The organism is Sulfitobacter sp. UBA4523 (assembly GCF_002388305.1).
Lineage (GTDB): Bacteria > Pseudomonadota > Alphaproteobacteria > Rhodobacterales > Rhodobacteraceae > Sulfitobacter > Sulfitobacter pontiacus.
On the sequence record NZ_DGMH01000052.1, the window covers coordinates 8,156 to 18,921 of the forward strand.

Here is a 10,766-nt window from a genome sequence, read left to right on the forward strand (position 1 = left end):
AGCCCGCAAAAATGCAACTACGGACTTTATGGTGAGCAGCTTAGCGGGACTGCCTTTACGGCGCCAAGCCATCAGAACGAACGTACCTGGTGCTACCGCATTCGCCCGTCGGTCAAACACTCGCACCGGTATCACAAGATCGATCTGCCCCATTGGAAATCCGCGCCCAACATTGTCGCGGACGTCACGAGCCTTGGGCAATATCGCTGGGATCCGCTGCCGCACACAGACACGCCGCTGACATGGCTGACGGGGATGCGCACGATGACGACGGCGGGGGATGTCCATACGCAGGTCGGCATGGCGACCCATGTGTATCTTGTGAATGCCTCCATGGTTGATGCGTATTTCTATTCTGCCGACAGCGAGATGCTGATCGTCCCGCAGGAAGGTCGCCTTCGGTTTTCGACTGAACTGGGGATCATTGATCTCGCGCCGCAGGAAATCGCGATCATTCCGCGGGGGCTGGTCTACCGTGTCGAAGTGCTTGAAGGGCCGTGCCGCGGGTTTGTCTGCGAGAACTACGGCCAAAAGTTCGAGCTGCCTAATCGTGGGCCGATCGGGGCCAACTGCATGGCCAACCCGCGCGATTTCAAAGCACCCGTTGCCGCGTTTGAAGACCGCGAAGTCCCCTCTACCGTGACGGTGAAATGGTGCGGGGCGTTCCATGAAACCAAGATCGGGCAGTCACCGCTTGATGTGGTGGCATGGCACGGGAACTACGCGCCGGTGAAATATGATCTGCGCACCTATTGCCCCGTGGGGGCGGTGCTGTTCGACCATCCTGACCCGTCGATCTTTACCGTTCTCACCGCGCCCTCCGGTGTCGAAGGGACGGCGAATATCGACTTTGTCTTGTTCCGGGAACGCTGGATGGTGGCGGAAGATACGTTCCGCCCGCCGTGGTATCACAAGAATATCATGTCCGAATTGATGGGCAATATTTACGGCCAGTATGACGCGAAGCCCAAAGGCTTTATTCCCGGCGGGATCAGCTTGCACAATATGATGCTGCCGCACGGGCCTGATCGTAATGCCTTCGAGGGGGCCTCCAACGCAGAGCTGACGGCCCAAAAGCTCGACAATACGATGTCGTTCATGTTCGAGACCCGCTTCCCGCAGCAACTCACGAAATTCGCCGGACAGGAGGCCCCCTTGCAGGATGATTACATCGATTGCTGGGCGGACATCGAAAAGAAGTTCGACGGGACACCGGGCAAGAAATGAAGCGGACTCCGGCCGGTGAAAGCACAACGTTGACCCGGCGCGGTGCCGCAGGGCGCAACAGGTATCAGATGAGGTTGGGCAGGTGCCAAAGCATCGTTCGATCCGCAACAAATTCCCCAAAGTAAAAGGACCAGAACCATGGCAAAAGCATTCGCATCCCAAGGGGATATGACAGAGAAGAAAGTCACCTTCGACGAAGTCGGCGAGGGCCTGTGGGCCTTCACCGCGGAAGGCGACCCGAATTCGGGCGTGATCATCGGCGATGAGAGCGTCATGATTGTAGAGGCACAGGCGACGCCGCGTCTGGCCAATAAGGTTATCGAGAAGGTGCGCGAAGTCACCGACAAGCCGATCAGCCATGTGGTGCTGACCCATTATCACGCGGTGCGCGTGTTGGGGGCCTCTGCCTATGGGGCACAGCAGATCATCATGTCCGACGTTGCCCGCGCGATGGTCGAGGAACGCGGACAGGAAGATTGGGACAGCGAGTTCCAACGCTTTCCCCGATTGTTCGAGGGGCATGAATCAATCCCCGGGCTGACTTACCCTACCACCACATTCAGCGACAGCATGACCGTCTATCTGGGCAAACGTCGCGTTGATATCAAACACATCGGCCGCGCCCATACGGCGGGTGATGCGGTGATCCATGTGCCGGATCAGAACGTCATGTTCACGGGCGATATCGTGGAGGATCATTCGGCCTGCTATTGCGGCGACGGATACTTCGGCGACTGGGGGCAAACGCTCGATAACATCAAGGCCTATGACGTGGATGCGATCGCACCGGGACGGGGGGGCGCCTTGATCGGCAAGGACGCCGTTGAACGGGCGATTGAAAGCACGCGTGATTTCGTCGAAAGCACCTTCAAGCCAGCGCAGCGGGTCGCCATGAAAGGCGGCACGTTGAAAGAGGCTTGGGATGCGGTGCGCGCGGAATGCGACCCGAAGTTCAAGGATTACGCGATCTACGAGCACTGCCTGCCGTTCAACGTCAGCCGCGCCTTCGACGAGGCCCGCGGCATCTGGCATCCGCGTATCTGGACAGACAAGCGCGATCTGGAAATGTGGGCGCAGTTGCAAGGCTAAGGCCAGGTCTGGGAGGGCAAACCATGGTCGACGTCCGCTATGATATCGTGTTCAAACTATACCCTTACCAAAAGGGAGCGGATCAAGATCTTGCCCCCCGGCGTCACCCTGTGGTGATCGTCGGGGGCGGGCCCATCGGGATGGCGCTGGCGCTTGATCTTGGGCGTAAGGGCACGCCTGTTGTGGTATTGGACGATCATGAAGGTGTCGGACAGGGTAGTCGCGCCATCTGTTTTGCCAAACGCACGCTCGAGATCTGCGACCGCCTTGGCGCGGGCAAAGCGATGATCGACAAGGGCGTTCAGTGGAACGTCGGCAAGGTGTTTCATGGCGATGAAAGGGTGTTCGAATTCAACCTGCAACCAGAAGACGGCCATAAGGCTCCGGCGTTTATCAACCTGCAACAGCCCTATTTCGAGAAATACCTCGTGGATGAAATCCGTGTGGCGCAATCTGACGGCGCGCCCATTGAAATCCGCGGGCGCAACGCGGTCACACGTGTCACACCGCAGGGCGATCACGTGGTGCTGGATATCAACACACCCGACGGCCCCTACCAGCTTGAGGCCGACTGGCTGGTCGCTTGCGATGGCGCACGGTCTCCCACGCGCGAGATGCTGGGCCTGAGCTTTGAGGGCCGCGTGTTCGAGGACAATTTCCTGATCGCCGATGTGAAGATGAAGGCCGATTTCCCGACCGAACGCTGGTTCTGGTTCGAGCCGCCCTTCAAAGACAGCGGCGCGTCGGCGCTTCTACACAAGCAGCCCGACGATATCTGGCGGATCGATTTCCAACTGGGGTGGGACATTGACCGCGCCAAGGAACTGAAGCCCGAGAATATCCGCGCCCGCGTGGATGCCATGTTGGGCGAGGGGGCGGAATACGAGTTGGAATGGACCTCGATCTACACGTTCCAATGTCGGCGTATGGAAAAGTTTCGACACGGCAGGGTGCTCTTTGCGGGCGACAGCGCGCATCAGGTCTCTCCCTTCGGGGCGCGGGGGGCCAACTCCGGCGTGCAGGACGCGGACAATCTGGCGTGGAAACTTGATCTGGTGATCAAGGGCTTGGCACCCGACCGCCTGCTCGACAGCTATTCGCAAGAGCGGGTCCACGGCGCTGACGAGAATATCCTGAATTCCACCCGCGCAACGGATTTCCTTACCCCGAAGACAGAGATGAGCAAGATTTTCCGCAATGCGGTGTTGAGCCTTGCACACCGTCACCCCTTTGCACGGCCCTTGGTGAATTCCGGTCGTTTGTCCGTGCCATGTGTCTATGACGGGCTGTCACTGAACGGCCCCGATGCGCTGAATGGCCCCGCGACAAGCCGTGTCGGCACCACGTGCAGCGACGCGCCCTTGAGGGACGGCTTCTTGCTGGACGTTGTGGGCGGCGTGTTCACCGTTCTGGCGATCAATACCGACCCGCCCGCACTGGCCGAGGTGGGCGGGGTCACGGTAAACACCGTCACGCTGAACACGCAAACCGACGATCCCAGCGGTGCCATTGCGGCACGCTACCTCGGCGACGCGCCCTGCGGCATCTACCTGATCCGCCCGGACCAGCATGTCGCCGCACGGTGGGCCCGCGCAAGCGCCGCAGACATCCGGTCAGCCGTAGACATCGCAACAGGAAAGGGGCAGTAACGATGGGGCTCAACCTTCACCCGAACATCAAGGATCCGGACGGGTTCTATGATGAATTGCTTTGCGCACATGAAGGGCGAAGCAAGGACGAAAGCGACGCATTCAACGCCCGCCTGATCCTCATCCTCGCGAACCATATCGGTGACAGAGAAACCCTGCGCGCAGCATTGGCCGCCGCCAGATAGGGGCGCCCGGCGTCTGAAGCCGCGTCGAGGTTTGGGATGCTATCGCTGACGTTCGTTGTAGCCGGCAAGAGCGGAGACAGTTCTCGTCCAATGAGGCGGGTTCCCTGTCGCGCCTTTGTGCGGAATCTGTAACTGATAATTAGGATTATGTAAAATCGTGCTCAGCCAAGCGGCCAGCCCGCACACATATCCTAGCTCATATATGCGGTGCAGTAACGCTTGGATGTCGCTGCCGGGTGGCGCGTTTGAGCTGTTTCGTATTGGCGATGCCGTGTCGGACCGCGGCACCCACGTCGCGATTTCTGGCGCGCTGCGCTTGGTGAAAGGCGTGTAGGCCGCCTTGTTCAATAAGGGCCAACTCTAACCCCCGCGCAGGCAGTCCGCTTTACCGCAGATCGCCTGCGCGGGTGTCGGGGCGGGTGCGACTGCCCACCTCTACACGCATGGGGCTTAGAAGGTCAGTCGCGGTGACGAAGGCACGGTGAAGCGCCCTGCCGCGAAGAACAATACCGTTGCCAGCCCCGCGGGGACCACAAGCCCGAGGGACATGGGGAGCGCCGTACCCGCCCCGCCAATCGCGACAGAGGTAGAGACGGCAAAGGCAAGGGCGAACTGGATCGCCCCCAGCAGCGCCGAGCCCATGCCCGCGCCTTTCTCTGTCAGCGACATCGCGATGGACATCGCGTTCGCGGACAGCAGCCCGACGCAGCCAATCGATATCCATAGCGGGATGGCGAATACCAGAAGCGAGCTTGTCTGCGACAGCAGCGCCAGCACCAAAGTAGAGGCGAAGAACAGCGGCAAGACGGCGGTGAGGATCTGTTCGGGGCTATAGTGGTTCAACAGCATGCCATTGATGCGGCCAAAGATGATAAGCGCGGTCGCAATAGCCGCGAACATGAGCCCAAAGCCGATTGAACTCAGCCCGAAGATCCCTTGAAATACCCCAGAGGATCCCGTGATGAACGCGAACATGCCGCTTTGAATAAGCCCCGCAACTAGCGCCATGATGAGAAATCCGCGCTCGGACAGGAGCCGCTTGGCGGTTTTTGCACCCGTGCGGAAGGGGTGAGGCTGGCGGCCTTCGGCGGGCAATGTCTCGGGCAAGGTGATCACGGACAAGGCCAGCGCGACAAGGCTGATAAGGGCCATTGTCGCAAAGATGGAACGCCAGCCAAACGCTTCAAGCAACAGGCTGCCCAACGTGGGCGAGGCGATGGGGCCAAGCGTCAGCAACATGACAAGAACCGTCATGACTTTCGCCGCCTTCCGCCCTTCGTACAGGTCTTTGACCATGGCGCGCCCCACGACCATGCCCGCGCTCGCCCCGATGGCCTGAATGAAACGAAGCGCGTTGAACCACGCGATGTCGCTGAGCAACGGCAGAACAAGAGAGGTCACGGTGAAAAGGACGGTGCCGATCAAAAGCGGCCCCTTGCGCCCGTAGGTATCGGTCAACGGGCCGATCAGGATTTGCCCGAAACAGAGCCCCAGAAAAAAGAGAGAAAGCGACAGCTCGGCCGCCGTATGGGTGGCGTCCATCGACGTCGCAAGATCGCCGAGGGCGGCCAGATACATGTCGGTTGCCAAGGGCGGAAAAAGGGAGAGCAGGCCGAGGGTCGCGGTTACCGCGAAGGCGCGGCGGGGGGATAGGGAAATTTGAGACATCTTCGCTCCAACGAGATAATAGACTGCGGTCTACTTGCATTTAGTAGATCGCAGTCTAACAATCAACGTCATACCACGCTGCATCGATGAACAGGAGCTGTGCATGTCGGTAAAGAGGTCGGGCGGACGCCCCGCGAACGAGGAAGCCAGCGCCGCTTTGAAAGCCGCCGCGCTGCGGCTTGTGCGGGAAACGGGGTACGAAAAGGTCTCTATCGCGGCGATTATTGCCGAGGCGGGCGTTGCACGCCAAACGCTCTACAACCGCTGGGACACAAAGGCGGACCTCATCCTCGAAGCGATTTTCGAGGCGACGAATTCTTATGCCGCTGAACCGCCTTTGGATAGCGCGCAAGACTATAGGGCGCAGCTTGAAGACTTCCTGATCAAGGTTTTCGAACACCTGAAGCTGGACGGCGCAACGATCCGGTCGCTGATTGCATCGTCACAGCAAGACGCGAAGTTTCACGCGTCGTTCCATGCCAAATTCGTTCTGCCGCGCGAGCAGATGATGACGCTGATGCTGCGTCGGGCGCAGGACCACGGGGCGCTTTCACCCGCGCGCAACGTCGAGGTATTGTCGACCATGATCCACGGTGCATTCTGGTATCGCTTGCTGAACCGCGGCGTCTTGGATGCGGCTTTCGCAAAAGAAATCGTGGCAGAGACCTTCGCCTGAACCAGCCTTGTGATCGCGGGCGCTGCCCCTACACCGACAGATATTGATCCCGAATTTCCGGCTGCGATTGCAGCGCGGCGAACGTGCCGACGAATTTCTGTGTGCCGTGTTCGATGATCACCACGCCATCGGCGACCGCTTGCGCGAAATGCAGGTTCTGTTCGGACAGCAGCACCGTCAGCCCCTCTGCCTTGAGTTGCAGGATCACACGGGCCATCTGTTCGACGATCACCGGCGCGATGCCTTCGGAAGGTTCGTCCAGCAGGATGAACGCGGGGTTGCCCATCAGGGTGCGGGCGATGGTCAGCATCTGCTGCTCGCCCCCCGATAGCGCCTTGCCGCGGTTGTGACGGCGTTCGGCGAGGTTGGGGAAGAGGTCGAACACCATGTCCTCGGTCCAGGTGGTGCAGCCGTCGCGGGGGGGCTGGCGGCCCACCTCCAGGTTTTCCATCACGGTAAGCTGGGTGAAAATCCGGCGTTCCTCGGGGACATAGCCCAGACCGTTGCGCGCGACCTTGTGGCTGGGCCAGCCGGTGATGTCCTGGCCCTGATAGATGATCTTGCCCTGCCGTGGCCGCACCAGCTGCATGATGGATTTCATCGTCGTGGTCTTGCCCGCACCATTGCGCCCCAGCAGGGCGACGACAGTGCCGCGATCCACGGTAAAGTTCAGGTCATTCAGCACCTGCGCCTTGCCGTAGAATGAATTGACGCCGTTCACCTCAAGCATGGGCATCCTCCTGCGCTTTGAACAGCGTGCCGCCGCCCAGATAGACCTCTTGCACCTGCGGGTTGTTGCGGATCTCGTCAACGGTGCCGTCGGCGATCAGCTGGCCACGGTTCAGCACCATGATGCGGTGCGAATGGGCAAAGACCACGTCCATGTCGTGTTCGGTAAACAACACGCTGATGCCCCGTTGCTCTAGTATATCGGCGGTCAGCTGCATCAGCGCGATCCGTTCACGCGGGGCCATGCCAGCGGTGGGTTCATCCATCAGCAGCAGGATCGGGTCATTGGCCAGCGCAACCGCCAGTTCGAGCCGTTTGAGGTCGCCATAGGCCAGCACCGCGCAGTGGCGTTCGGACTGGTCGGCCATGCCCACGGTATCAAGCAGCGCCAGCGCCTCGTCGCGGTAGAGTTTATGGGCGAAGGTGGTCAGGGAATAGAGCCGCTTGTGATGCGACATCAGCGCCATCTGCACGTTCTCGACCACGGTCATCGAGGCATAGGTCGCGGTGATCTGGAACGTCCGCCCCACCCCCATGCGCCAGATCTTGCGCGGTTGCATGCCGGCGATGTTCTTGCCCATCAGCTGCACGGTGCCCGACGACGGCTTGAGCTGCCCCATCAGCATATTGAAACAGGTGCTTTTGCCCGCGCCATTGGGGCCGATCAGCGCCAGCAGCTCGCCCTTGGCAAGATCAAAGCTCACGTCATCCACCGCCTTGATGGCGCCGAAATTGCGGGACAGGTTGCGCACAGACAGGATCGGGCTCATTTCGCGTCCTCCGGTGTTTTCAGCAGGCCAATGCGTTCGCCCGCCTTGCGCAGCGATCCGACAATGCCTTCGGGGCCAAGGATCACGACAAAGATGATCAGCAGGCCCAAGGCGAGCCGCCAATATTCGAAACGCGTCAGATAGTCTTTGACGCCCTCGAAGAAGGCCCCGCCGACCCAGCCGCCCGACAGGGTCTTCACCCCGCCCAGAAACACCACGATCAGCGCGTCGAAACTGCGAGCGGTTTCAAGCTCGTTGGGGAAGATGCTGCCCTTGGAGAAGACGAACAACCCGCCCGCGAGCCCCGCCATGATGCCCGCAAAGGTAAAGGCGACCCACTGGATGCGTTTGGTGTTGATCCCCATCGCCTCGGCTTGTCGCGCACTGTCGCGGGCCGCGCGCATGGCATAGCCAAAGGGCGCATGAGCCGCTTGGCGCAGCAGCAGGATGCCCCCGATGCAGAAGACAAAAGCGAGGTAGTAATAGACATCATTGTCCGACGCCCAATCGGACGGCCAGATGTTGACCAGCCCGTCGTCGCCGCCGGTGACGTCGCCCCACTGGAACGCGAGGCTCCAGAGTAGTTGCCCGAAGGCGAGCGTCAGCATGGCGAAGTAGACACCGGTGGACCGCAGGCAGACCCAGCCGATCACCACGGCGGCCAGCCCCGCGCAGATCGGGGCCAGCACCAGCGCCAGCTCCATCGGGGTGTCGGCATAGGTCACAAATAGCGCCGCGGCATAGGCCCCCCCGCCAAAGAAGGCCGCATGGCCAAAGCTGACCAACCCGCCCTGCCCCAGCATGAAATGCAGCGAGGCGGCAAAAAGACAAAAGATCATGATATCGGTCACCAGCACCACGGCGAAATTCCCGCCGTAGAACGGCAGCAGCGCAAGGATGAACAGCCCCGCCATCACCAGCAAGCGCATGCGATTGCCCGCGGGCTTGATCGGGCGCTCCGGCTCTCCGGTCTGGCCATGCTCGCCCGCGATCTCCTCTTTCCCGAGCAGGCCGAAGGGGCGGAACATCAGGACGATCACCATGACGACAAACATCAGCACAAGCGTCGACTGCGGCGCATAGGTCACGCCAAACACATTCAGGACCGAGATGATCACCGCCGCCAGATAGGCCCCCGGCAGCGACCCCATGCCGCCGATGACCACGACCACAAAGACCGCACCAATGATGCTGAAATCCATCAGCAGATCGGCACCACCCTTGGGCAGTTGCAACGCGCCGCCAAGCCCTGCAAGCGCACAGCCCAAAAAGAAGACGCCCGTGAACAGCCACGCCTGATTGACCCCAAGGGCACCGACCATCTCGCGGTCCTGCGTGGCGGCGCGCACCAAAGTGCCGACACGGGTTTTTGTGATCAGATACCACAGGGCGATGGCGACGAAGGGCGTGATGATGATCAGCGCGATGTCATATTGCGGCACGGGTTCCCCCATGATGCGGATCACCCCTTTCAGCCCCGGCGCGCGCGGGCCCAGCAGATCTTGCGGGCCCCAGATCATCAGCGCCAGATCCTGAATGACAAGGATCACGCCAAAGGTCGCGACCAGTTGGAACAGTTCAGGCGCGCTATAGACAGGGCGCAGCACGCAGATCTCGACGATCACCCCGATCAGCCCGACAATCAGCCCCGCCAGCAGGATCGCACCCCAGAAGCCGACCATGCCCGGCAGCACCTGCATCAGCGAATAGCCGACATAAGCCCCCAGCATATAAAACGACCCATGGGCAAAGTTCACCACCCGCGTGACGCCAAAGATCAGCGACAGCCCAGAGGCAACCATGAAGAGCGCACCCGCATTGGCAAGCCCAGTCAGAATCTGTGCGATGAAAAGGCCCATGGACACCTCTTGATGTTGGGGATGGGGTCAGATGCACCCAAGGGGGCTTCCCCCCTTGGGTGCGGGTCCGGATTATTCTGCCGGACGCAGTTTCGACACCTCTTCGTCAGACGGCAGGTAGTCGGCACCGTCCAGATAGGTCCAGTCGGTCATGACGCCCGCACCGTCCTTGAGCATGGTCTTCCCGACAAAGGCCCCCATGGTGGCCTGATTGTCGATCTCGCGGAAAGTGATGTCGCCCACGGGCGTCGCCACATCCAGCCCTTCGAAGGCCATACGGATCGCGTCCCCTTCGGTCGATCCCGCCTTGCTGATCGCGGCGGCGATGCTTTGCGCGGTCATATACCCGACGAGAGACCCGAGCTTTGGCGTTTCGTCGAATTTCGCCTGATAGGCATCAACGAAAGGCTTGTTCGCGCCGTCTTCATCCGAGAAGTCATACCAAGGATAACCGGTCACAACCCAGCCTTCGGGGGCTTCGTCGGCCAGCGGTTCAAGGTACTCCGGTTCGCCCGAAAGCAGGCCGTAGACCGTGCGCCCGTCGAACAGACCACGAGTGGTGCCTTCGCGGACGAACTTGGCAAGGTCGGGGCCGAAGGTCACGTTATAGATCGCGTCCGGCTTGGACCGCTCCAGCGCCTGAACCTCGGCACCGGCGTCGATCTTGAACAGGGCGGGCCATTGCTCTCCGACGAATTCGACCTCGGGCTTCAGTTCGGTCAGCACTTCCTTAAAGGCGGCCACCGCGTCTTTGCCATAGGCGTAGTTGGGCGCGATGGTCGCGTATTTCACGGCATCGGTTTTGGCGGCCTGTTCGGCCAGCATTGCGGCCTGCATATAGGTCGAGGTCCGCAGGCGAAAGGTCCAGGGGTTGCCTTGGCTCCAGGTCAGCGCATCGGCCAGCGGTTCGGCGG

The 10,766-nt window shown here is 60.8% G+C and carries 10 protein-coding genes and 1 pseudogene; 6 read left to right on the plus strand and 5 right to left on the minus strand.

The genetic code is table 11. The features are described from left to right. The 5 genes and pseudogenes from hmgA to B3849_RS17680 form a co-directional block, all read left to right on the plus strand. Nucleotides 1–1,227 (plus strand): homogentisate 1,2-dioxygenase (hmgA, locus tag B3849_RS13085; protein ID WP_286780266.1); only part of this gene is annotated, 1,227 nt, incomplete at its 5' end. Nucleotides 1,228–1,365: 138 nt separating this feature from the next. After that, nucleotides 1,366–2,316, plus strand: coding sequence for an MBL fold metallo-hydrolase (locus B3849_RS13090; RefSeq protein WP_180829395.1), 951 nt, complete (start codon nucleotides 1,366–1,368; stop codon nucleotides 2,314–2,316). A gap of 23 nt (nucleotides 2,317–2,339) precedes the next feature. Further along, nucleotides 2,340–3,965: an FAD-dependent oxidoreductase gene (locus tag B3849_RS13095; RefSeq protein ID WP_278425698.1), complete on the plus strand. Its 1,626-nt coding sequence runs from the start codon at nucleotides 2,340–2,342 to the stop codon at nucleotides 3,963–3,965. 2 nt (nucleotides 3,966–3,967) lie between these two features. Further along, nucleotides 3,968–4,150, plus strand: coding sequence for a DUF2783 domain-containing protein (locus tag B3849_RS13100; RefSeq protein ID WP_278425699.1), 183 nt, complete (start codon nucleotides 3,968–3,970; stop codon nucleotides 4,148–4,150). 238 nt (nucleotides 4,151–4,388) lie between these two features. Next, nucleotides 4,389–4,484: pseudogene (locus B3849_RS17680) on the plus strand (NADH-dependent oxidase); the annotation flags it as partial. A 116-nt stretch (nucleotides 4,485–4,600) separates the two neighbouring features. Here the strand turns inward: B3849_RS17680 and B3849_RS13105 are convergent. Continuing rightward, nucleotides 4,601–5,818, minus strand: a complete 1,218-nt coding sequence (locus tag B3849_RS13105) for a multidrug effflux MFS transporter (RefSeq protein ID WP_278425700.1) — start codon at nucleotides 5,816–5,818, stop codon at nucleotides 4,601–4,603. A 103-nt stretch (nucleotides 5,819–5,921) separates the two neighbouring features. Between B3849_RS13105 and B3849_RS13110 the strand changes: the two genes are divergently transcribed. Then, entirely contained in the window at nucleotides 5,922–6,494 is a 573-nt protein-coding gene (locus B3849_RS13110; RefSeq protein ID WP_278425701.1) for a TetR/AcrR family transcriptional regulator, read from the plus strand. A 28-nt stretch (nucleotides 6,495–6,522) separates the two neighbouring features. On the opposite strand, the gene B3849_RS13115 is transcribed toward B3849_RS13110, so the two are convergent. From B3849_RS13115 to B3849_RS13130, 4 genes are all read right to left on the minus strand, one after another. Beyond that, nucleotides 6,523–7,224, minus strand: a complete 702-nt coding sequence (locus B3849_RS13115; protein WP_278425702.1) for an ABC transporter ATP-binding protein — start codon at nucleotides 7,222–7,224, stop codon at nucleotides 6,523–6,525. Further along, on the minus strand, nucleotides 7,217–7,993 hold the full coding sequence (locus tag B3849_RS13120; RefSeq protein WP_278425703.1) for an ABC transporter ATP-binding protein: 777 nt from the start codon (nucleotides 7,991–7,993) through the stop codon (nucleotides 7,217–7,219). The genes B3849_RS13115 and B3849_RS13120 overlap by 8 nt, the downstream gene beginning before the upstream one ends. Continuing rightward, nucleotides 7,990–9,852: an ABC transporter permease gene (locus B3849_RS13125; protein WP_005848902.1), complete on the minus strand. Its 1,863-nt coding sequence runs from the start codon at nucleotides 9,850–9,852 to the stop codon at nucleotides 7,990–7,992. Before B3849_RS13125 ends, B3849_RS13120 begins: the two co-directional genes overlap by 4 nt. Nucleotides 9,853–9,924: 72 nt before the next feature. Then, nucleotides 9,925–10,766 (minus strand): ABC transporter substrate-binding protein (locus B3849_RS13130; RefSeq protein WP_286780267.1); only part of this gene is annotated, 842 nt, incomplete at its 5' end.

Bases quoted from the DNA above. Each gene is read 5' to 3' on its own strand.
- B3849_RS13090 (WP_180829395.1), top strand. From the start codon at position 1,366: ATGGCAAAAGCATTCGCATCCCAAGGGGATATGACAGAGAAGAAAGTC.
- B3849_RS13095 (WP_278425698.1), top strand. From the start codon at position 2,340: ATGGTCGACGTCCGCTATGATATCGTGTTCAAACTATACCCTTACCAA.
- B3849_RS13100 (WP_278425699.1), top strand. From the start codon at position 3,968: ATGGGGCTCAACCTTCACCCGAACATCAAGGATCCGGACGGGTTCTAT.
- B3849_RS13105 (WP_278425700.1), bottom strand. From the start codon at position 5,818: ATGTCTCAAATTTCCCTATCCCCCCGCCGCGCCTTCGCGGTAACCGCG.
- B3849_RS13110 (WP_278425701.1), top strand. From the start codon at position 5,922: ATGTCGGTAAAGAGGTCGGGCGGACGCCCCGCGAACGAGGAAGCCAGC.
- B3849_RS13115 (WP_278425702.1), bottom strand. From the start codon at position 7,224: ATGCTTGAGGTGAACGGCGTCAATTCATTCTACGGCAAGGCGCAGGTG.
- B3849_RS13120 (WP_278425703.1), bottom strand. From the start codon at position 7,993: ATGAGCCCGATCCTGTCTGTGCGCAACCTGTCCCGCAATTTCGGCGCC.
- B3849_RS13125 (WP_005848902.1), bottom strand. From the start codon at position 9,852: ATGGGCCTTTTCATCGCACAGATTCTGACTGGGCTTGCCAATGCGGGT.